The organism is Agrobacterium sp. (assembly GCF_059499945.1).
Genome location: NZ_JCABZP010000020.1, coordinates 139407 through 162470, shown reverse-complemented (window position 1 = coordinate 162470; position 23064 = coordinate 139407). Strand labels below are relative to the sequence as shown.

The following is a 23064-nucleotide window of genomic DNA, read 5'->3' as shown; positions in this document are numbered from 1 at the left end:
TGTTATTGACCGTGGTGCTTTTCGTCGTTGCTTTCATCATAGATCCCCTCCTGTAAAAAAACGCTGTGCCGCCCCGCCGCTAAAACTGTGCGGGGCAGGCAAAGCCGGCGATGGCGTCCAGCCTGAATGGGTTGAGAACCGAGCCGAACTGAATATCGAATTCGGCAGCCTGAGCGCCATTCGCAAATCGCACCCGCAGCAGATCACCCGACTGGTTTTCGATGTCGGCGCCGTCAAACAGCCGGAATGGCGACCAGTCGCCGTTTTCGGTTTTCGCCTGCTGCCAGCCGCCCGGCTGGAAGGCGATGCGCGACAGGCTGGCCGTGTTTTCGCGCGACGGCCAGGTGATCGATTTCGCCTGAATGGGGCCGTGATAATAAACGACCCGCTCACCCTCGATTTCCAGCATCACGGCGCTGGAGGCATTGGTGAGCGAAACGGGTTTGACATTGATCGACACCGCCGGCGTCTCGCTGCCATTCGGGAAGAAGGCGCGCGAAATTTTGTCGGCATTTTCGAACTGGGCAATGGCGCTGCTGGGAATGCCGGCGGCGCCGAAGGTGCCTTTCCAGCTCCAGGGGTTGGTCGTCCTGTCGACAAACGGCTCAAGTCGCTGTTTGAAGAAGCTCTGGAAAACACCAGATGGCCCGAAGAGACGGGTGAAATCCGCGATGGCGACATCGCGGGAAGACGACCTGTCAAAAGGATAACGGCCCGTGACGATGGAAGAGCACAGGGACGCCGCATCGGCTGCCCAGAGTTCGGCAATGCGGCTGCGTGCGGATTTGACCGCAAGCGAGCCGACATCCGCCGCCACGCCCGCCACCCACACATCCAGCGGCGCAGGCAATTCACGGGCCTGCTGCAACAGATCCTGATTGGCCTTTGTGAGCTGGCTGTCCACGTCGAAAACCCTGGCGACTTCATCGGAGGTGGTTGCCGAGCGGGCAAGCTGCTCGTTCAGCATCTTGAAATGCGCGAGCAATTGTTCCGATGGTGAACCACCGGCCTTGCCGCCATTGGCCTCGCCCGTTGCGGTCGTGCCTTTCGCCGCCAGCATGTCGCGCAGTCTCGCATAGGGATCGGCCGCATTCACCGTGGCGGCCAGAACGGCTGCGGTTGTGTCACCTTCCGCGGCGGAGGCGAGGGTGGCCGGGTTTGCTCCGGGGCGCAGATCGGTCGCCTCCGCGATCGATCTGGCAGCCTCCACCACAATATTGCGCTCATTGGCAAGTGCGCGGGTTGTTTCCACCGCGTCGCCAAGGGTCTGGGACGGCTTGACCCGAAGGTCGGCCAGCGTATCGGCCCATTTTTTCTCGAAACGGTCGAAATAGATTTGCAGTGCAGCCTGCGCCACCTGCTCGACCGTGGCGCCCCTGATGGCATCATCGGAACCGCGCACCCACCCTTCGGAAAGCGCGATGCGCGCCGCATGGGCGACCTGCGGAATGACAACGGTGCGATATCCTTCCGCCGTGAAAAGACCTTCGATGCCTTCCGCCATCGGCGCCTTGCTGCGGCGCTCGAAGGCGCGCTCGCCAAGCGGGCCGAAAGCCGTGGCGGGTGTCCATTCCATCAGTTCCCGCGCCTGCGGAAGACCGGCGAGAATATCATAGGCACGCGTGCCGACAGCCTGGTTGCGGATGGTTTCGCGGGCGGTGGCGATGAGCCGCGCATCGAGCTCGATCGGGGCGAGCACGCCATTCGCCAGCGCTTTTGCGTGCCGGTCGAGCGCCTCTCTCGCCGCCGCTCTTCCGTCGCCGGGATAAAGGGATGCGAACATCTGATGCGTCTGCACGGTCAGGAAATCGGGGTCCAGTGCACCCATGCCGCCGAGCATTCCATAGAACTTCAACGAATTAAAGGTGCGCGTGACATCCCTTTCGTCCTTCAGCTGTTTCTGCAGCTGCACGATCATGCGGGGCAGGAGCAGGGCATTGAGCGCGCGCTGATAGGCGTCACGCTGCCGTCCGGCGATCTTGTCTTCCTGATCGAGCCCGAAGCTGACGTTCCACACTCTCTCGCGGGCAAAGCCGGAATTGACATCGCGCAGATTGTCGAGCGCCGGGAGGATACGGAGAAAATCGGCGTCGGAAACATCGCGCACGGGAATGCCCTGAACGAGCTGTTCATAAGCGCCAAGTTTGCGATCGGCTTCCGCCAGCGCCTGCGTATTGGCGAAATAGGTGAAAATCCAGCCGGTGAAGACAATGGCGACCGCGGCGGCGGATACGCCATAGGCAATGCGCCGCACCAGCAATTGTCGCCTGGAAAGGCGCTTGTCACGCATCACCAGTGCGGCTTCGGGGAAGATGACGTCCTTGAACAGCCGCGACAGGAAATAGCTTCGGCGGGTTCGGGACGCTGCGGGAGACCTTTCCGTTTCCGGCTGCGTTCCCGAAGCGAGGTAAACGCCACGCAAAAGTGGGGCTTCGATGAGGGGAGAACTTGCGCAAAGCTCGGTCAGAGCTTCATGGAGCCGGTCCTTCAGCCGTGCGAGTTCAGCCGGGAAACGGAAGATGCGGCCGCGCGTTTCGGCATTCTGCTCCTGCTGCAGGCGCTCGATCAGCATCGCATCGACCCGCTGCTGCAGCAGCTCGAACTCTTCCGTCAGGCGTTGCGGCAGGTTCTCGGCGGTATAGCTCTCATCCAGCTTGAAGGTCGTGCCCCAAACCTGCTGGCGATCGGTCTTGTTGAAACCGTCGAAGAATTCCACGAAACCATGCAGCAGATCCGCCTTCGTCAGCACGATATAGACCGGAACGCGCGCACGCAGATACTCGTCCAGTTCCGAAAGCCGCTGGCGGATGGAGCGCAGTTCCTGCCGCTGCTCCTCGGGATCGCGGGTGAGAAGATCGGGGATGGAAAGTGTCACCAATGCGCCGTTGATCGGCTGCGAGCGGCGATATCGTCTCAGAAGTCCAAGGAATCCTTCCCAGCCGGCCTTCGATGAGCCATCAAGGTCGTCCTGCGTGGTGTAACGGCCCGCGGTGTCGATCAATATCGCCTCGTCGGCGAACCACCAGTTGCAGTTGCGTGTGCCGCCGATGCCCTTCACGGCGTTTTCGCCGAGCGCATCGCCAAGCGGAAATTGCAGGCCGGAATTGGTGAGCGCCGTTGTCTTGCCGGAGCCCGGTGCGCCGAAGATGACATACCAGGGCAGGTCGTAAATATAACCGAAGCGCTTTTTCGTGACCCGCCGCAGCAGCGCCAAGGCTTCCTTGAGGCGCGTCTGGATTTCGCCGACTTCGGCCTGGCGGTTGGCCAGGGCTTCGCGCTCGATACTGTCGACGAGTTCCTTGTCCTGCTTGCGGCCGCGATAAATCGTGACGACGATATAAATCAGCCATATCGCCAGAATGATGCCGATGGCGATCAGCCGCGACTGTGTCGTTCCCAAAGGCTTGAAATCGCCCAGCGCGACCAGATAGCCGTAAAACCAGATGACGATGCAGAGCGCGACCACCCACAGCAGCGACAGGAATCGGCGGCCGATGAGAGCCGCATAGCTCTCGACATAGGAGCGGATCGTATAAAAATAGCTTAGCGGATTCATGGCTGGACCTCTCGCGGCTGCTGTCCCGAACTGTTCTGGATGGTCGGCGAGAGAATGCCGGCGTCGCTCAGTTTTTCATCGGGATTGGTCAGGACCATGATTTCTGTTCTGCGGTTGATCTGACGACCTTCCTCCGTCTTGTTGTCGGCGATCGGGTCGCTGTCGGCACGGCCTTCCGTCAGGATCGCTTCCGGGCCGGTGAATTGTGAAAGAATGTCTCCGACCGCCTTGGCGCGCGCTTCGGAAAGGTGCCAGTTCGACGGAAATTCCACCGTCTTGATCGGCACGGTGTCGGTATAACCGATGACGACGGCGCGGAATTTTTCAGCCGCAAGCGCCCCGCCGATACGCTGGATGAGATCGCGGAACTGCGGACTGACATCGGCGCTGCCGGTAGAGAACAGACCCGAATTGTTGATGCGGACGCGCAGCCGCCCGTTCACATCCGCCAGCGTGACAAGCTTCTTTTCGACTTCCGGCTGAAGGAAGGCCATCAGCTTTTCAAGCCGGGACGGTTGCCGCGGCTCCGTCTTCGGCGGTTCCACGACCTTGGGCGTTTCGACCTGCGCCGGTGGCTGTGGCGGCGGGTTTGCGATCAGCACGCTCGGTGTTTCGTTCGGCGGCAGATGGGCGAGCCTCTCGAAGGTCACATCGGAGGCATTGTTGAGCGACAGCGTGAAGAAGAGATAACCAAGCGCGAAGGCAAGCGCCATCAGCGAAAGCAGGGTCCACAGCGCAGCCATCGTGCGCAATGGCGTATGCCGTGCATCGACGCCTTTCCAGTGCGGCGAAAGCTCCCGTTCGAAAGTGCCGTATTGGCCGATCAGCGTTTTGTAGAGGCTGTCGCGGATGCGCGAGAGCTCCAGCGCACCCTTTGGCGAAACGCGGGTGCGTCCTTCGAAAGCAAGCGACAGGCACAGATAGATCAGCAGCAGCAGATCCTTGTTGGCGCCGGGTGACTGGTGGAAATGGTCGAGAATGTCGAAAACCCGGTCGCCGCCGGTAACGTCATTGTGGAAGGTGGAGACAAGGCCGGAGCGCGCCCAGCCTGCCCGCACGCCCCAGGGCTTGCTCAGAACGACATCATCCACCGTGGCGCAGACGACATAATGCGCCGCCCTTGCCCGTTCGGGGCTGATGCGTGCGGAAGCGAGATCGCGTTCGTAGCGGGTGATAGCCTCAACGCAGGCGCGGCGAAGCTGATCGGGATCCGGCTCGGCATCGCTGAAGCGCAGGAGATGCGCGAGGTTGAGAAGGGGGGCGGCCGATTGCACGAGCGTCGGCACATCGTCGCCGCCGAAATGGAAACCGGAGAGCAGCTGATCGACCGGCATGGCGGCCGCGCTTGCCTTCGGTCGCCCGGCCGGCTCGTCGGCTTCGACAATGTCTTCCAGGATCGCCGCCATGTTGCGGGCGTTCTGGTTGCGTCGGCGGCTTTCTTCGGTGATTTCGACCACCGTCGGCAAATCCTGCCAGGAGGAGGGCTTTTCCTTGCTCATTCGCGTAACGCCCACATTTCCATCTCAAGCCCGGGAAACTCGCCTGCCAGATGCAGGGCGATGGCGCCTGATGTATCAAGCTGCTTCCAGAGTGGTGATTGCGTGTCGATCTCGAAATAGACGGTGCCGGACCGATAGGGCAATTGCCGCGGCAGAACCGGCAGAGAGCGCACGGGAATGCCCGGCAGCGCCACGTTGACCAGTTCGGAAATCCGCTCCACCGGCCCGACCTTGATCTGAGCCGGCAGACGGCGGCGAATGTCCTCGGCGGCCATATCCGCGCGCACGGCAAGCACGAAACCGGCATCGCGCAGCAATGTGCGATCGTGGATGGTGCCGACGCGGACGCCATGGCGGCGTTCCACCAGTTCGATGGCCACGGCGGCCTGTTCCAGAACCGCTGACAGCGACGTGCGCAGATCGTCAAAAACCGCGCCGAAGGTGGCCTTCAGATCCTCGTGCCGATAGGGCGGGAAATCCGTCGCGCGTTTTTTGTCCGTGGTGAAGGTGGCGAGCTCGCCGGCAAGCTGGATGCAGTCTTCGTAAAAGCGGATGGGGTGAAAACGCGTGGCGTTGGCGCAGCGATGCGCCAGCAGCGGATCGGCGCGGTTGAGGATCTGCAGCAGGAAATAATCGCCTACTTCCGCGGTTCCCCGGATCGTCGGGTCGCCGATGCGTTCGGCAATTGCCTGCGCACGGTGGCGCACGATCCCCAGAAGTTCCGTCAGCAATTCGTTGAGGCGGGGTGCCGCCGCGCAGCTGAGGCTCGGAGGAATGAAATCCGGGTCTAGAATGACCGCGCGGTCGGAACGGACCTCGATCACGCGTGCCAGACCGATGAGATCGTAACCGGAAAGATCGTCGCCGGTCTTGAGGAATTTCAGACTGAGACGGCCGACATCGATGGGGGCCACGAAATCCGTCTCGATATTGGTGTCGGAGACCTCATAGCTGGAAGCGGTGAAGCGCACATTATTCGCATCTTTGCGGCCGCTGGCGGACATGTCCGCCTTGCCCGGCTGCCGGGCCGGCAGGGCGAGATAGATGACGGCGTTCTTCACGCTTTCGTCGAGATCGAGTGGCGGCGGCAAGTCGGAATCTTCAGGCGCTTCGAAGGGCGTTCCATCGGGAAGGACGCCTCGCAGGTTCGACAGGGCGAATTGCCCTATCGACAATGCGCTGCGGTCCACGCCGATTTCGGCGACGCCCCAGGGGTAAGGCGAGAGGTTGCGCGTGGTGTTGCGCACCAGGCGTTCAGTCCAGCGGTCGGATTGCTGAAAATGCTGGACGCGAAGAAACATGCCCTCGCTCCAGGCAACACGGTTCTCATGTCTCATTGTGGTTGTTTACCCCCTTTGCGTCGGCCGCAATCGCGCCAGGCTCCTGCGTGGGCGCGGCCTCACCGCGCGCTGCCCGCTGCAGGAACTGTCTGATCGGCAATGGACGGCCGTTTTCCTCAAATTGCTTTTTGTACGTGGACCAGTAATCGGTCTTCATGATCAGGCCCTGCCAGTCCCTGCGGCCGATTTTCGCCCGGAGATCGTTGCCGGCATCGACGGAGGCTTCGAGAAGCCTTGGCTCGAGCTTTTGCGTGCAGTTATGGATCAAGGTTTCGAGAGAGGCGGTGAGACGCCGCTGCTGGCGGATGAGCGTTTCCATCCGCTCGCTTAGGGAGGCTGACGAACCGTGGCCGGCGCGCTCGCTTTCAATGTCGAGAATGGCCAGACAATCGGCGTTTTCCCGCTCCAGCATGGTCAGAAGATCGCCGATCTCCTGCGCGGTCGAATTATCAGCAGTTGATGCTTTCTCCGGGGTCGGCTCTTCGCTTGCCTCCGGAAAAACACTGTTGAAATCTTCGCTACCTGCGGCCGAAACCGGGCGTGAAATCATGACCGGTGTGTTCAATGCGTCGGTATGTTCGTGCTCGCTGCTTGCAACCGGCTCGTCGTCCCAGTTATCAGGCAGAACGGTGCCTATTCCACGCGCTGCAGGCGGTTCGCTCCAGCCGATCTCAACATTTCGTGAAATGGATTTTGCCTTCCGGTTCGCGCCCTCGCGCCATGTTTCGGACCATTCATCGGAAGCGGCTGTGTTGCCCATCACGCCGCCGGCCGAGCGGCCGTTCGGGGCGATGTCGGCAAGGATCGCCGAAATGGTCAGCGGCTCGTCACTCATACGCAGGGATGCGTCGGGATCGGAAAAATCCAGCTCGGCATCACCGCTGATGGCAACCTGAAAAATCTGCCCGCCAATATTGATTTGCGAACCGTCCCGGAGACGCGCGCTTTCACCTTCCAGCAGCAGGCGACCATCGACCAGCGTGCCATTCGCGCTCTGGTCAAGGATCGTAAAACCTTCACCATCGCGGCTGAGCGTGCAGTGCTGCTTGGAAACGCGCCGCTCATTGTCGTCGATCTGCCAGTCGCACTCTCGCGATCGGCCGATGACGCGGCGGCCTCGCTCGAAGCTCCACGGATTGGCTCTTGTGGCTCCGATATTTTGTGTGTCCCTGAGTGCAAGCTTCATATCCATGCCCTCACGCGGAAATCGCCGAGCCTTCTGGCTCGGTCACTACAGCATCGGCGCTGTCTTTTTGGGCGGGCGCCACACGAGCCCAGCTGTTCCAGCCGAGACGGGCGGGAGCATCGGACTGGCCGAGGCGGCAAAAGGGAATGTCCTCCTTTTTCAGGATCACCTGCACATCGAAATGCAATGCGCTTCCAACGAACAGGCGCGTCAGCGAAAATATCTCCGCAAGCCGCTTCGATCCGGGCGTCAGGGCCAGATAATCCGCATAGGCGACAGGACCGATCACGACCCGGAAACCGCCGCTCATATCTTCGACAGCGCTTCCCGCCGTCGTGTTCTGTCCGAGCCTCAGTCCGGATGCCTGCCCGAGCTGGCTTTGTTCATGAAGCGGCAAAGCCACCCATCGCCGGCGAAACTGTTCGACATTGACCGGAAGTCCCGTGAATTCGCAAAGCATTGATGTCAGGGCCGAAACATTGCGGTTGCGGCCGGCCAAAAGGCCGCTGAAACGCAGGAGCGCATCTTCACTCACGCCTGCCTTCTCGACCAGACCGGCAGTGCGAAAACCGGTGAGCGCGAGCAGGGTTTTACGGAAACCATTCTCCCGCTGCTCGACCGACCAGCGCAATCCCCTTGCGAGGCGGTATTTTTCCGTCGCGGATACGAATAATTCGCTGAACCTTGCCGCGAACAGATTGAAGAAGCTTGCCAGCGCGCCGGAGCGATTGCGTTCCTCCCGCTGCAGCAATTCGCCATAGGCCGGCGGCAGCGAACCGAGCGGCCCGACGATGGGCGCGAAAGCGGATTTCAGTTCGGCCTGGCCGCGTTTGTGGTTGAAACCGCTGATCGCCAGCGGGGTCGGCTGTGTTCCGCCATGGGCACCGATGACAATCCCGTCATCCTCGGAAACGAGTTGGGCGACGCGAAACGCAGTGGCGGGCTCAAAACGACCGGGGTCGTCGCTGAGAAGCGCCGCCTGCCGGTCTTTCATGGTTGGCGTTTGCTGTTCCATCCCGGTCTCCTAGAGCAGCGGCCGGTCGGCCGCACGGGCAGGCCAGCGGGCAATCGGTTTGGAGTGGCCGCGCATCGTCGCCGTCAGCCGCGTGAAACTGTTGATCGAGGTGTAGAGCCCGAAGAAATGGTTGAGGACATTGGCGAAAACAAATGCGGCAGGTCGCGCGATCAGCGCGGGATCGAACTCCACGGTGATGTCAGTTCCCGGCACCATGGCCGAGCCGATCCGGGCATGGGAATTCTGCGCCTCGACATTGCTGATCGCCTCCACGAGCTGCCGGGTTTCCGGGCTGTCCCTGAAGGAATAAAGCGACAGAATGTCCTTCAGCGGTGCGCCGCCGCTGTCGGTGAGGGACAGATGGTTGAGGAGGAGATGCGAGATCAGCCGCCATTCACGCGCCGAACGCTCGTTGACGCGGATTGCCGCTGTCGGCGGCATCAGCGCATGGATGGATTTTACAGCCTCGTTGCCGGTCGAAAGCTGCAGGAAGGGGTGCCCGCCGCCAAAGGGAAGCTGGCTTGGTAGCTCGCGATTGATGCACAGCGTATCGATGCTCGCCACCATGTCGAGCGGTCCCAGCGGTCCGCGCTTCTGATCCACGAAGGCGATGTCCGTATCGGAAGAACCGTCGTCATCGAACCGGCGCTGTATCTGCCAGAACACGTTGGCGCCGTTATTGCGCTGTGTGCGGCCGAAGAACGGGGAGGTCTTTTCGGTCTGCCCGGAGCGGCTGGTCAGCTGGACGTTTTCGACGGCGTAGATTTCGCGGGTCCGCTGCCGCCGTGCATCCGGCAGCAGGCGGTATTCCGTGCGTGTGCCATCGAGGCTCAACGGTTCGCAGCTTTGTTTGAACAGGTTGATGACCGGCGAGGCGTTCAGCACGAAATCCCGGACCGACACCATGCGCTCAAGCTGCGTGTCCGCCGCATCCAGATAGATGTAAAGTTCGCAATCGCCGCCGCTCCATTTGCCCAGCCCGTCGATGTCGAGAAAGAGAAATTTCTGCGGCAACGCGAAGAATTCGGTGAGAAGCCGGTATCCGTCAAAACTGTTGGCCGGATAGGGCAACATGGCCTGATCGCGCGTATAACCGGATGGCCTGAGATTGCCGGCGGGCAGGAAAACGGCTTCCTTGTCCTCGGCGTGACGCGCAAGCGCCATGCCCACGCAATGGTTGGTCAAAAGCTCGTAAAGCGCCGTGGCCTGCTGCCAGGCGGCGGACAGGAAAATCTGAAGTTTCGTCAGGCCCATTTCCGGGAAAGTGCCGCCGCGCGGTGCCGTGCTGCGGAGTGAAAGCCGCAGGCAACTGGCGGCACCGGCGAAGGAGGCCGAAAAAGGCGCGTCGATCGGCTGGCCGGAAAGCGTTGTGGCTGCGATTTGCAGCGGCGCAATCGCCACCTCCTGCGTGGTACGAAAACGGCAGCTTTCACCGCCGACGGGTTCGGCGAGGATTTCGCTGTGCCGCGGAAGCGTCTGCACGGTTGCCAGCGCCGTGCTTGGGGTGAACTGAACCACGCTCATGGACGGGATCGGCGCAAGATAATGCGGATAGAGCGTTTCCAGCAGGCTGTCCGACAGTTCCGGAAACTCGTCGTCCAGCTTCTGGCGCACACGGGCGGCGGAATAGGCAAAACTCTGGATCAGCCGCTCGACATGCGGATCGTCGGCGACATCGCCCGTCATGCGCAGCCTGCCGGCGATTTTCGGGAACGCCGCCGCGAAACGCGATGCGCGTTTTCTCAGGGCAAAAAGTTCGTCATTGTATTTTTCGAGAAAGCCGTCAGCCATTCGTCGCCTCCACCAGGAAACGCTGCGTGGACGGATCGATCCGGGATTCGAAGCTGATCGGCGGCATACCTTCCTGAAGGCGGAAACTTGCCTGTATGCGCATGCGAAGCGCCCGGTCGCCATCCGTGCGGTTTTTCAGGATTGTCACATGCACGTCGGCAAGGCGGGTTTCGAACAGGGAAATCCGCCGTTCGATGCTGCGCGCGAGCCGCGCCTTGGAGGCATCCGTCACCAGATTGGCCGAGAGAATACCGTCCACGCCGTAGCTCACCAGCGCATCGGACAGTTCCTTCAGCGCCGCCGGCGGGCCGGCGGGGTTACGGCGGGTATTGAGCAATGCCTCGAGATCGCGGCGGATCACCTCACGCATTTCGCGCGCCTGATCCTTCAGGCTGACGAGCGCGTCCGTTTCGGCATCCGGCGCGTCATCGAGCAGCCGGTCCAGAACGGAGCGTGACAGCGTTCTCTGTCGTGCGCGATATTGCTCGAGCGGATCAACCACGGGCGATCTGCCTTTCATCGTCGGATGCGGCGGAAAGAGAACCGATCTCGTGGAACGGCACGACATCGTCGCCAATCAGCAGGCAGCGCTGGCCTTGCCCGGTCGCCAGCGGCTGGTCCTCTTCGCTCCAGCGCGTTTCCCGGCCAAGGAGAAGGCCGACATCGTCCTTTGCGCCGTGATAGATGGCCGGAAGCAGCACGGATGCGACCGCGCCGTCGCGCAACGTCAGTTCGGCCCCGCGGAAAGCGAGGTCACGCGGGCGGCTCATGGGGTCGATGGTGAGGCTTTCGATGCGGCCATAATCGATCCACAGATAGCGGCCGCCATTGGTCAGCACTTCCAGCGCGTGCGGAATCCGGTCGTCCAGATCGCGGATATCGCCGGCGTTCTTGTCATTATGGCCGATCGCCACATTGCCACGTTTTTCGTCGAGTTCAGCCAGCGCGGTTCCGGCGGCATCCGCGTCACCGCTGCGTGCGGCGATATTCGCCCGGATGGCCAGCTGATCGAGTTCTGACGGACCGCCGGGGAAATCCGGCACCGCGCCGTTTTCGAACCACGCATTGCGTGCGGCCATGGCGCGCAGCTGGTGGCGGAAGAGAGAAAAACCGACACTTTCCTGCGGCGAGAATGTTGCGGCCAGATTGCATTGCGCATCGGCCTTCTCATAGTCGCCGGCGAGGACCAGCAGGTCGATGTAGAAATGGCGGCCATCCTTGTCGGTGGGCTTCGTCTTGACGTGTTCGCGTGCAAGCCCGATCGCCTCTTGCAGCCGGTCATCATCGAGAAGGCGGGAAATGTCGTCGCGCAGCGTCATGCGGATATCCTTTGCGGCTCGGCCGAAGATCGGGATGCGGCCGCCGGCGGCATCATGGTTTCGGCAATGAGGTGGAAGCTCGTGGAGACGTCGTCGAGCTGGAAATGCGGCTGAAGGCGCACGGTGCAGGAGAATGTTCCGGGCTTGCCGGGAACCTCGAAGACGTTGATCCCGGCAGAGCGCAACGGGTAGCGCGTGCGCAGCGTCGCTTCCGCATCGTCATTGCCGAGCGTGTAGGAGGAAAGCCAGCCTTCCAGCTTGCGTTCTATCGTCGAGGCATCGCTCAGCTGGCCGATATCGTCGCGCATGATGACCTTGAGGTAATGCGAGAACCGGGAGGCGCACAGCACATATTGCAGCATGGCCGCGAGGCGGGCGTTCTGTCTTGCCGCTTCGCTGGAATAGTGGCCGGGCGCATGCAGGGACTGGTTGGCGTTGAAGATCGCCATGCCGGAGAGATAGGTGGTGGAGACGGGCACGATGCCGAGATCGGAAAATTGCTGTTCCTGCCCGGTCGTCAGCTGTACCTCGACGGGCGGCTGCGCGGAAAGGCCGTTGCTCTCGATGCCGAGATCGAGCGGCGGCAATTGCCGGGAAGAAAGCATGCCGCCATCCACGGCGTCCTGCGTTACACCGCGCAAATCCGCAAACCAGCCGGAATCGACGAAATTGCGCACCACCACCGTGGCAAAAGCGAAGGCGGCGTTGCCCCAAAGCAGGGTCTCGCCGCTTTCCGCCACATGCTCGCGGAATGGAAATCCGTCATCGCGTCCGCGCGCATAGGGCCTGTAGGGCGAGCGCAGCAAAACCCGCGGCGCGACAAGACCGACGAAGCGGGAATCGTCACGTGCACGAAGCGCGTTCCACCGCAGCCGCGATTTCTCCTGTTTCAGCCAGGAAAAATCGTGGACCCGGCTGAGCTCCGAGAAGTCCTGCAGGCCGACGGCGGAAGGCGAGGCCGCCGCCACGAAGGGGCAGAAGGCGGCCGCAGCCACCATGCCGATCTGCGACAGCGTCGTGATGGAATCGGCACCCTCGAGATCGTCAGGGGAAAATTCGTAGTCGCCGATCAAAAGACCGACCGGTTCGCCACCCGGCATGCCGAATTCGCGGTTATAGACAACTTCGAAAAGATGGCTCTGGTCGAAATCGGTGGCGCGTTCCGTGTTGCGGGCAAGGTCGCGCCAGCTGGCATTCAGCAGCTTCACCTTGACGTCAGTGCCGCGGCCAGCCTCGCGCACCACCATGGCAAGCCCGCGCCATCTCGCTTCCATCGCCTGAAAGTCAGGGTGATGGAGAATGGCGTTCACCTGGCCGGTCAGCGCATCGTCGATGAGGGCGATGAGCTGGTCGGCAAAAATACGGGCGTCCGGAAAGGACTGATGCGCCATGAGTGGGCTCCGGGTGAAGAACGGGGCCGGGGTGGCCGGACCACCCCGGTCCGGGTTCAGTTCTTGGACGGAATACGGGCGACCATGCGTAGCGACGTCGTCAGTTCTTCCATCTGCAACCAGGGCCGCATCCATGCGACCGCATTGTAGGCGCCGGGTTTGCCCGGCACTTCCTGCACGGTCACCTTGGCATCGCGCAGCGGATATTTCGCCCGGCTTTCCTCGCCCGCTTCGTCATTGGCGTTGACGTAGTTGGCAATCCAGCGATTGAGCCAGACTTCGCAATCCGATGCTTCCATGAAGGAGCCGATCTTGTCGCGGCCCATCACTTTGAGATAGTGCGCAAAACGCGATGTTGCCATGATGTAGGGCAGGCGGGCCGAAACGGCGGCGTTGGCCGTTGCTTCCGGCTTGTCGTAAAGCTTCGGCTTGTGCGCCGTCTGGGCACCGAAGAACACCGCATAATCCGTGTTCTTGTAGTGGCAGAGCGGCAGGAAGCCGAGCTTGCCGAGTTCGGCGTCGCGGCGGTCGGTAATGCCTACTTCGGTCGGGCATTTGAGGTCGAGATCGCCGTCATCGCTGGAGAAGACGTGCATGGGCAGATTTTCCACCCGGCCGCCATTTTCCGCGCCACGGATTGCCGTGCACCAGCCGCTTTTCGCAAAAGCGTCGGTCAGCTTGGTGCCCATGACATAGGCGGCGTTCATCCAGCAATATTCGTCATGCTGCAGGTCGCCATTCACCGCACCCTTGGTTTCGTCATAGGCGAAATCATCGATTGGGTTGGTTTTGGGGCCATAGGGCATGCGCGCCAGCACACGCGGCAAAGCGAGTGTCACGAAACGGGAATCGTCGCTCTCGCGGAAGCTGCGCCACTTGGCATATTCCACCGTATCGAAGATTTTTTCCAGATCGCGCGGACGGGCGAGATCGCGATAATCCTCGAAGCCGAACATATGCGGGCTTGCCGCCGAGATGAACGGTGCGAAAGCCGCCGCCGCAATCGACGAGACGCCCTGCAGCAGCTGCACGTCATCGAAGGAGTTGTCGAATTCATAGTCGCCGATGATCGCGCCGAGCGGCTCGCCGCCGGGGGTGCCGAATTCGTCTTCGTAGATCGCCTTGAAGAGGCGCGACTGATCGAATTCCACGGCCTTTTCCAGATCGCGCGCGAGTTCCCGCTTGCCGGAATTCATGACGCGGATCTTGAGGTTGACGCTCGTCTCGGAATTCTTGACGAGATAGTTGAGCCCGCGCCAGGTGCCTTCGAGCTTCGCGAATTCCGGCGCCTGCATGATGGCGGCAAGCTGTTCGGAAATCGTCCGGTCCAGTTCGGCAATGGCGTGGTTGAGGGTGACGGTGAGGTTGCGGTCGTATTTGACCGTTCCCTTCAGCGCCTGGTCGGTCAGCGTGCGCAGAAGATTTTGCGCGCGGTCCGGTTCGGTCTGGCGGGTTGCGGCAACCACCTTGGACAGCAGTCCCTGATCTTCGGCGGTCGTTGCCTGTGCTTCATTTTTCAGCAGGCTTTCAGCGCTCATGTTTCAGTCCTTCCACATGCGGCTTTGGAAAATGCCGCTTGAACAGTTGAAGCCCCGCAATGGGGGCCGTTCGGGGAGGTTTTCCTCCGCGCAGGCGATTATTTGCTCGCGCCGTTCTTTTCCTTGAGTTCGGAAACCAGCGTTGCGAGATCGGTCTTGTTCTGCAGAATATCTTCCAGCATCCGTTCCAGATCTTCAGAACGGTCGGCCTTGGAAAGCAGGTCGCGAAGCTCGTTGCGGGCGTCCAGAAGCGCCTTCAGGGCAGGAACCTGCTGCACGACGGCGCCGGGTTCGAAATCGTCCATGCTTTCGAATTTCAGGTTGACCTGCATGTCCGTGCCGTCTTTCTGCAGCGTGTTGGCAACGGAAATGTTGAGGCCCGGGGTCATGCGGCGCATCACCTCGTCGAAATTGTCGCGGTCGATCTGAACGAACTTGCGCTCGCCGAACGGCTTCAGCGGCTGGGTGGGATTGCCGGAGAAATCACCCAGCACGCCGACGACGAAGGGCAGTTCCTTGACCACCATCGCGCCTTCGGTTTCGACTTCGTATTTGATGTGAACGCGGGGCTTGCGAACCCGCTCCAGCTTTTCATGTACACTTGCCATTTCAACCTCCTTGATGCCCCTTGGCATGGCTGACTGTTAGGGGACGGCGTTTCCCGTCCCTTGCCTCGTTATTTTCCGTTTTCTCCGCCGGGCTTGATCCCGGCGGCCGTCAGAACTGCGTTGCGGGCCTGCGTTTCGGGCAGAAGCTCCGCCAGCAGTTCCGAAAAATCCATGCGCCCCCTGCGAACCAGCGTTTCGATGGAGAGCGAGATCGGCGAGTGCGGCTCGGTCCGGCGAAAGTAACGCGCAACCGAAAGAAGAGTTTCAAAGGCCTCATCGCGTGAAGATATGCCTTCCGGTGAGGCTGCGGATATCCGCACCGCCGGTTGCCCGCCCTCGTCAGTGTCCGCAACGGCGGTCGCCGCCTGCTCAACCGGGGCCGGCTCCTTTTCGCGCCCGCCCAGCGTGCGGATGGCGGCGGCGGCTTCGATGAGCGTATTTCGGATATTGGAACTGGGTGGCGCGAACTGGCCGCAGCGTTCGGAAAGAACCGCCATGATGGCGTCGAAGCTGGAGAGACAGGCGTTTACCTCGGCCAGATGAGAAGACATGGCGGCAACGCCCGCTTCGGATGCCAGCCGATACAGTTCTTCGCGCCTTTTGCTCTCGGTTGGCCGCTGCGCCAGCTGGAAATCCCAGAGGCTGTGCTCGCCAAATTTCCCTCCGGGGATCAGCGGCGCAAGCCGGAGCGGCTGAACAAGTGTTCCTTCGGTGCCGATGCCGTTCAATCCCGCAAAAGGTGCAAATTTTTCCTCATCATTATCGTCGCTGATCGAGCGCAATGAGTCCCAGTGGTTGTAAAAAAGATCATTACAAAGCTCATAGATTTCGCGCAGTCCAGGAAAGCCGCGCAACCGCAGGCTTGCTTCGGAAAGCCACGCCAATATTTCTATGTCCTTGCTTTCGGAATATATAATCTGCAATCCAAGATTGCTGACACTGTCCCAGCTACTGGAGATCTTTAAGTTATCTTGGGGGGAGGTGGCGCGCTCTTCTGTGCGTGCCTGGTTTCTTTCATCCTTAATTCTATAGTATAGTTCACGCGTTCTTGAATCATTGCGGATATTATCTCCGCAATTCCCTAAAAGTTCTACATCTGTTTTAACATGCTTCGTATCCAAAGGTAGTCTATCCCCAGAAAATAGTAATGGATTTTTTGTAGTTACTTCCCTTACGTGAGGCTATTGATCAGACAGACTTATTCAAAATGTGTCTAAATTGTGGCGTCTAGTGTCTAATCTAACCCGATAAAAAATAAACTTCGGGGTGGACAACCCGGTTTCATCATCATAGTTATTCCACGTCACGTTGTGGAATGAACCCGGGCAGGAGGCTCATTGCATGTCGCATATCGATCTCAATCGCCTCGTTGAAGCGCTTGAGCCTGACCTGCGCGTCACCCTTGAAGCTGCGGCTTCTGTCGCGGTGCGTATGGGGCACAGGTACGTGGATATCCCGCATTGGCTGCTGGCGGTTGTAGATGCCGGCATCTATGCGAAAACATTCGAGGAATTAAAAATTCCACTTCCGGTGTTGCAGGCAGAAATCGGCCGCAGCCTTGAAGAGGCCGTGATTGGCGACGGCGAGGCCTTGTCGCTCTCCCAGAACATTCTGACGGCGGGCCGCGAGGCATGGGTTCTTGCTTCGCTGGAGGCCGGGCGCGACCGCGTGACGCTCTGCGACCTGCTTCTGGCGATGGACGAGGAAACCTCGATCCGCTCTTTCGTCCGCTCCGCTTTTCCGTCGCTGAAGGCGATGGATCGCGCGGCTCTCGAGCGCCTTCGCAGTTCCGTTGAAGAGACCGCCGGGAACGGCGTTCCTTCCACGACGGCGGGTACAGCGCCAGCCGCCGGCCAGAACGATTTTCTGCGCCTTTACACCCAGGACATGACCGCCGATGCCCGGAACGGCAAGGTCGATCCGGTGATTGGGCGCGACGATGAACTGCGCCAACTCGTTGACATTCTTACACGCCGTCGTCAGAACAATCCCATTCTCGTGGGCGAGGCCGGTGTCGGTAAAACGGCGGTTGCGGAAGCGCTGGCGCTGGAGATCGCTTCCGGGAATGTTCCGGAAAAATTGCGCAACGTCCGCCTGCTGAACCTCGATATTTCGCTGCTGCAGGCCGGCGCCGGTGTGAAGGGTGAGTTCGAGCGCCGTCTTCATGGTGTGATCGATGCCGTAAAGCGCTCGGCCGAACCGGTTATCCTGTTCATCGACGAGGCGCACGGCCTTGTCGGCGCAGGTGGTGCGGCTGGCCAGGGCGATGCGGCCAATATTCTCAAGCCAGCTCTGGCGCGGGGTGAAGTGCGCACCGTCGCGGCGACGACCTGGAGCGAATACAAGAAATATTTCGAAAAGGATGCGGCGCTGACGCGACGTTTCCAGCCCGTTCATGTGCGCGAGCCTGATGAGACAACCGCGATACGCATGTTGCGCGGTGTCGCCGACAGCTTCGTCAGCCATCACAACGTTGTCGTTCGTGACGAGGCGATCGTGGCGGCGGTGCAATTATCCGCGCGTTACATGCCGGCGCGGCAATTGCCGGACAAGGCCGTCAGCCTTCTCGATACGGCCGCGGCTGCCGTTTCGCTGGCGCGGCAGACACTGCCGGAACGGCTGCGCGCGATGGAAAGCGAGCGGCGTCTTCTGTCCGATGAGTTGAACTGGCTTCTGCGTGAACCGCAGGACGAAGAGATTGAGGGTCGTATCCAGTCGATACGCGACGAAGTCGAAAAGCTCGAGAGCGGGATTGACGATCTGCGCAGCCGTTACGATGCGGAAATGGCTGAACTCAACGAAGAGCAGCCGGCTGAAACCGGTGCATCGAATGTGTCGCCCCTGCGGCGTGCGGCTGAGACCAGGCCGGCAAATGCCGAAAGACTTGTGCCGACGGTGGTTGATCGTGAAGCGATTGCATCCGTCGTATCGCGGTGGACGGGAATTCCGCTCGGTAAACTTCTGGCCGACCAGATCCAAAGCGCCCGCACTCTGGATGCGCGCATGCGCCAGCGGGTCGTGGGGCAGGATGCCGCAATCGGCCGGATTGCCGATGCCATGCGAACCGCGCGCGCCGGATTGTCCGATCCTCGCCGCCCGCCGGCCGTGTTCTTTCTCGTCGGCATGTCGGGAACGGGCAAGACCGAGACGGCACTGTCGCTGGCCGATCTGCTCTATGGCGGCAACAGCCATCTGACGACGATCAACATGTCGGAGTTCAAGGAGGAGCACAAGGTTTCGCTGCTTCTCGGCTCGCCGCCGGGCTATGTCGGTTTCGGTGAAGGCGGGGTGTTGACGGAAGCGGTGCGCCGCCGGCCGTTCGGCGTTCTCCTGCTCGACGAGATCGACAAGGCCCATCCCGGCGTTCAGGATATTTTCTACCAGGTGTTCGACAAGGGTGTGCTTCGCGATGGCGAAGGCCGCGACGTCGATTTCAAGAACACCACGATCTTCATGACGGCCAATACCGGATCGGAATTGCTGACCGCGCTTTCGGCCGATCCGGATACGATGCCGGAAGGCGAGGCGCTGGAAGCGCTGCTGATGCCGGAGCTGACCAAACAGTTCAAGCCCGCTTTCCTCGGGCGTACGATCATCCTGCCGTTCATGCCGCTCGGTGCGGAAGAGCTTGCAAGGATCGTGGACATGCAGATCGGCAAGATCAGGGAGCGTGTTCTGGCAACATATGGCGCCGACCTGACCCTGTCCGATGCCGCGCGCGACGCGTTGGTGGCGCGTGCCGGTGCAAGTGAAATTGGCGCACGCGCCATCGAAATCATGATCGGCAAGGATCTCCTGCCGCCTCTTTCCAGCTTCTTCCTCGAGAAGGTGATCGCGGGAGAACGGGTGGGCAAGATCGTTGTCGATTTTGATGAAAATCGGTTCGGTATTCGTGCCGAAGTGGCTGGGGAGCCAGATGAATTCGCCGCAACCGAAGAGGGTGGGGTGGATAAAGTTGCCGCGTCGGAAGGGGCTACCCGACGCATGCGGCATTAAACGAAGGGTAACGCGGCCTCGAAGCAAGAGGTCATTTCAGCTACAGGAGCTTACAGCATGCCAATTTATCTGCAGATTGACGGTATCCAGGGCGACGCCACGCATGAGGAGCACCGCAAGTGGATGGACATCGAAGCCATTCACTGGAACGTGGCACGCAACATGAACACATCTGCTGGTTCTGCTGCAAACCGCGAAGCATCCGAACCGACTATTTCGGAAGTCATTCTGACCAAGGTCAGCGATTCTTCTTCCACCAAGCTTTTCCAGGAGGCCTGCGCCGGCCGCACTGGCAAGCTCGCAACCATCCATCTGGTGACCACGGGTAATCCGGGCAACACCTATATCGAGTACCTGCTGACGAACACACTCATCGCCAGCTACTCGGTGGATTCCAGCGGTGATCGTCCGGTGGAAACCATCAAGCTCAACTTCACCAAGATGGAAGTGAAGTACACGCCGTTCGACGACAACAACTCGCCGCAGTCTCCGATGATCGCCTCCTACGATCTGGCGACGACGAAGGCCGCTTGATAGCGACGCGACCCGGTGCCGGCCTCGGCCGGCACCGGAACGTTTTCATTGCAGTTTTGCAGCTCACGTCGTGATGTTTCTCATCCACGTTGGACGAGGCGGGTTAATCATGCGCTCCCTATATGCGTTTTTTGCTTCCGTGCCGGTTGTTCTGGCTCTGTCCGGTCTTTCACCGGCGGGTGCCGAGGAACGGACATGGATATTCTCCGGTACCGAACTCAAGCAGGCCATCGAGGGCAAACTTGCCCCTGAGGTGTCTGATCCGGAAATGCGGCGGCTGGTTTCCGTTGCAAAATCGAGCGCCTATATCGCCGGTGTGGCCGATCTGACAAGCGGATCGGACTGGTGTGGTGCGGGCGCCGTGGCGCCCCATGAACTTACCGACCGGATCTACACTTATCTCGGCGATCTTCCTGCGGAAAAACTGGATGAACAGGCAGCCACTCTCGTGCGGGAGGCGCTCAAGGTCTCCTTTCCCTGTGAGCAGAAAAGTAACTAGTGGGACGAACCATGCGTGTTAACTTTGACACTCTCTATAAGAACTATCCGAGCAGCGACCCGTCGCACCCGAACTATATCAGCCAGCGTGATCTGTTCACGGAAATCGGCTGGGATGATTTCATCGGCAATCCGAACTATCACAATACCTGCGCCATTCGCGTCAGCATCGCTTTCGTGAAGTCGGGCATCAACATCGTGCCTGCCTCGCACCGCATCCAGAAAGGCCCCTATGCCGGAAAGGGCATAGAGGTGAACATGCGCCGCCTCGCCAACCTGATGAAGCGGACGGGCTATCTCGGCGAGCCCGAGCCTTTCACGCCCGCGACGGCGCGCAACGGTATCGGCGCGCGCAATGGCGTCGTGGCGTTCAACAATATCCCCGGCTACACCGGCGGCGGTCATATCGATCTTGTGCGGGGCGGCTCGGAAGCCACCCAATGCGCATCTGCCTGCTACTACAATTCGGAAACGATCTGGTTCTGGCCTCTGCAGTCCAGCCGCGGGTCCTGAATAGGAGTGTCCCATGAACGACCAGCCGTCTTTTTCTGATTTCGTTCAGGCAAGTCGCGTTCTGAAGGTTTCTTCGCCACTCGGCGAGGATCAGCTTCTGCCGGAGCGCCTGACGGTCGAGGAGGGCGTGTCGCAGCTCTTCGACATCCGCCTGACCGTGCGGGCCAAGAAAGAAGCGGTCAAGCCCGAGGAACTGATCGGACGGCTGGTCGATATCTCCATCGAGATCAGCCAGGGCGAGGGGGATGGCGGCGGTGTTCGCCGCCCGTTCAACGGCCTGGTGACGGAGCTGCATGAAGGCCCGCCGATCACACGCGGTTTGCGCTCTTACGCCATGACCCTCCGCCCGCAAATGTGGCTTCTGTCGCGCCGCTCGGATTGCCGTATCTGGATGGACAGGACGGCGGTCGAGGTCGTCGAGACGCTGTTTTCCGAACACGGCATTCCCGCGCCCGATACGTCGGGCATCATTTCTCCGCCACCCGCACAGCACTACAGCGTCCAGTTTAACGAGACGGACCTCGACTATCTTTTGCGCCGCTTTGAAGAGGACGGCCTGTTCTACTGGTTCAGCCATGAGGATGGTTCCCACAAGCTGCATGTGGCCGATAGCGCCAGTGGCTGGCTTGGGCCGTCGCCGGCCGCGCAGGGTGAGGGGACGGTGCGTCTGGCGCAGGGTTCGTCGGATCGCAACCACATCAACGACTGGGCACGGCGTTTCTCCTATGTCCCGGGCCAGCGCGCGGGTGCGGACTGGAATTTCGAGACGCCGGGCATGGTGCCGGGCACAATGACGCCCTCACTGGTGCAGATGCCGGATGCGACGAAGCGCGAGCTTTACGAATATCCGGCCCGCATCAAGACGGTGGCAGAGGCCGAGCGGGCGCAGAAACTGCGCACCCAGGCGATCGAGGCCGATCACGACCGGGTGTTCGGTTCGTCGACCACGCGCATTCTGGAGGCCGGCCGCCGTTTCACGCCTTTCGAGGTTGCCCATCCAGAGCATGCCTATGAAGAACATGTGATCATCAGGGCAAGCCATAGCATTGTTGATCTCTCTTATGAGACAAACAGCAACGAGCCGGAATATCGCAATCACTTCGAAGCGATCCCGGCTCGTGTGCCGCTGACGCCACACCGGACGACGAAGCGCCCGCGCATCGAAGGCACGCAGGTGGCGATCGTCGCCGGCCCTGAAGGCGAAGAAATCCATCCTGACCAGTATGGCCGCATCAAGCTGTGGTTCCCGTGGGATCGCAAGGCGAAGAAGGATGGCACGGATACGTGCTGGGTTCGTGTCAGCCAGGCATGGGGCGGCGGTACATGGGGTGCGCAGGTTATCCCGCGCATCGGCATGGAAGTGATGGTGGCCTTTGTCGATGGCGACCCGGACAAACCGCTGGTCATAGGCGTGGTCAACAATCCCGCCAATTCCGTGCCCTACGATCTGCCCGCCAACAAGACGCGCATGGTGCTTCGCTCCAACAGTCACAAGGGCGACGGTTTCAACGAAATCACCTTCGAGGATGAGGCCGGCAAGGAGAACCAGTTTTTTCACGCCCAGAAGGACCAGACCACCCGGGTATTGAATGACCGGACCAAGCGCATCGACCGGCATGAGGTCGCCTCAGTCGGCGGCAACCGCGCGGTGGAAGTTTCCGGCAACCAGAAACACGAGATCGGCGGCTCGGTGAACACCGTCGTCGGCGGTACGGGGCCGATGGCGATGATGGCCATGGCCGGCGTACAGGCGCTCTCCGGGCAGACGGCCGGGTTGCTTTCGCAAGCCGCCCAGATCGCCGGCGGCGGCGGCCCGGGTCTCGCGGCCTTCGCTACCACGCTTGCCTCATCGGCGCTAGGTTTCCTCGGTGCGGGCGGTCTTTCCGCACGCGAAGGTGTTGTCTCCGGTCCAAGTCCGCGTGCGGACGCCGGTACGGCGCTTGCCGGTTCCGGCTCGGGCGTCGGTTCCGATGCTTCGGGATTGTTTCCGCTGCCGGGCATCATGAACACGATCGTCAGCACATTCAAATCCGACAGCGTCGGGGTGGCGCGGGCTGAGCAGATCGGGGTCAGCAAGGTTACGAATGTCGGCCAGACGTCGCTGGAAAGCGTCGGAAAGTTCAAGAAGATTGCAGTCGGTGAAGAGTTCGTCATCGAATGCGGCGATTCCAAATTCATCATGAAGGCGAATGGCGAGGTCATCATTCTTGGCAAGACCTTCAACTTCGTGGCGACGGATCATTTTCAGCTTCGCGGCAAGCCGATCGATCTGAACTGACG

General features: G+C 60.8%; 17 protein-coding genes. 5 read left to right on the top strand and 12 right to left on the bottom strand.

Annotated features, from left to right (window positions below; genetic code table 11):
- Positions 1-79: 79 nt before the first annotated feature.
- From tssM to tssA, 12 genes are all read right to left on the bottom strand, one after another.
- A complete protein-coding gene (tssM, locus tag AC5I5B_RS23705; protein ID WP_174054682.1) occupies positions 80-3556 on the bottom strand; it encodes a type VI secretion system membrane subunit TssM in 3477 nt (1158 codons plus the stop codon).
- A complete protein-coding gene (tssL, locus tag AC5I5B_RS23700; RefSeq protein ID WP_111781609.1) occupies positions 3553-5055 on the bottom strand; it encodes a type VI secretion system protein TssL, long form in 1503 nt (500 codons plus the stop codon). Before tssL ends, tssM begins: the two co-directional genes overlap by 4 nt.
- Positions 5052-6392, bottom strand: coding sequence for a type VI secretion system baseplate subunit TssK (gene tssK / locus AC5I5B_RS23695; RefSeq protein ID WP_111798070.1), 1341 nt, complete (start codon positions 6390-6392; stop codon positions 5052-5054). Before tssK ends, tssL begins: the two co-directional genes overlap by 4 nt.
- Complete coding sequence (locus AC5I5B_RS23690; RefSeq protein WP_174054681.1) at positions 6382-7587, bottom strand: FHA domain-containing protein; 1206 nt, start codon at positions 7585-7587, stop codon at positions 6382-6384. Before AC5I5B_RS23690 ends, tssK begins: the two co-directional genes overlap by 11 nt.
- Before the next feature lie 4 nt (positions 7588-7591).
- On the bottom strand, positions 7592-8596 hold the full coding sequence (gene tssG, locus AC5I5B_RS23685) for a type VI secretion system baseplate subunit TssG (protein ID WP_174054680.1): 1005 nt from the start codon (positions 8594-8596) through the stop codon (positions 7592-7594).
- Between the two features lie 9 nt (positions 8597-8605).
- Positions 8606-10387 (bottom strand): type VI secretion system baseplate subunit TssF, encoded by a 1782-nt coding sequence (tssF, locus tag AC5I5B_RS23680; RefSeq protein WP_174054679.1) that lies wholly within the window; start codon positions 10385-10387, stop codon positions 8606-8608.
- Positions 10380-10889 (bottom strand): type VI secretion system baseplate subunit TssE, encoded by a 510-nt coding sequence (gene tssE / locus AC5I5B_RS23675; protein WP_003504539.1) that lies wholly within the window; start codon positions 10887-10889, stop codon positions 10380-10382. The genes tssF and tssE overlap by 8 nt, the downstream gene beginning before the upstream one ends.
- Entirely contained in the window at positions 10882-11706 is an 825-nt protein-coding gene (locus AC5I5B_RS23670) for a type VI secretion system accessory protein TagJ (protein WP_003504541.1), read from the bottom strand. Before AC5I5B_RS23670 ends, tssE begins: the two co-directional genes overlap by 8 nt.
- Entirely contained in the window at positions 11703-13097 is a 1395-nt protein-coding gene (gene tssC / locus AC5I5B_RS23665) for a type VI secretion system contractile sheath large subunit (protein ID WP_060726790.1), read from the bottom strand. Before tssC (AC5I5B_RS23665) ends, AC5I5B_RS23670 begins: the two co-directional genes overlap by 4 nt.
- 56 nt (positions 13098-13153) lie before the next feature.
- Complete coding sequence (gene tssC, locus AC5I5B_RS23660) at positions 13154-14635, bottom strand: type VI secretion system contractile sheath large subunit (protein WP_003504545.1); 1482 nt, start codon at positions 14633-14635, stop codon at positions 13154-13156.
- Positions 14636-14733: 98 nt separating this feature from the next.
- Positions 14734-15243, bottom strand: a complete 510-nt coding sequence (tssB, locus tag AC5I5B_RS23655) for a type VI secretion system contractile sheath small subunit (RefSeq protein ID WP_020010212.1) — start codon at positions 15241-15243, stop codon at positions 14734-14736.
- Positions 15244-15311: 68 nt separating this feature from the next.
- Positions 15312-16364 carry a type VI secretion system protein TssA gene (gene tssA, locus AC5I5B_RS23650; protein WP_080864573.1) on the bottom strand — a complete coding sequence of 351 codons (1053 nt, stop codon included), beginning with the start codon at positions 16362-16364 and terminating at the stop codon, positions 15312-15314.
- A gap of 220 nt (positions 16365-16584) precedes the next feature.
- Here tssA and tssH point away from each other — a divergent pair, with 220 nt between their 5' ends.
- The 5 genes from tssH (at position 16585) to tssI (ending at position 23062) form a co-directional block, all read left to right on the top strand.
- A complete protein-coding gene (gene tssH, locus AC5I5B_RS23645) occupies positions 16585-19239 on the top strand; it encodes a type VI secretion system ATPase TssH (RefSeq protein ID WP_174054678.1) in 2655 nt (884 codons plus the stop codon).
- A gap of 57 nt (positions 19240-19296) precedes the next feature.
- Positions 19297-19773: an Hcp family type VI secretion system effector gene (locus AC5I5B_RS23640; RefSeq protein ID WP_003504561.1), complete on the top strand. Its 477-nt coding sequence runs from the start codon at positions 19297-19299 to the stop codon at positions 19771-19773.
- Between the two features lie 109 nt (positions 19774-19882).
- Entirely contained in the window at positions 19883-20272 is a 390-nt protein-coding gene (locus tag AC5I5B_RS23635) for a Rap1a/Tai family immunity protein (RefSeq protein ID WP_003504562.1), read from the top strand.
- An 11-nt stretch (positions 20273-20283) separates the two neighbouring features.
- Complete coding sequence (locus tag AC5I5B_RS23630; RefSeq protein ID WP_020010215.1) at positions 20284-20784, top strand: type VI secretion system amidase effector protein Tae4; 501 nt, start codon at positions 20284-20286, stop codon at positions 20782-20784.
- 13 nt (positions 20785-20797) lie between these two features.
- Positions 20798-23062 (top strand): type VI secretion system tip protein TssI/VgrG, encoded by a 2265-nt coding sequence (gene tssI, locus AC5I5B_RS23625; RefSeq protein ID WP_174054676.1) that lies wholly within the window; start codon positions 20798-20800, stop codon positions 23060-23062.
- Positions 23063-23064 lie beyond the last annotated feature (2 nt).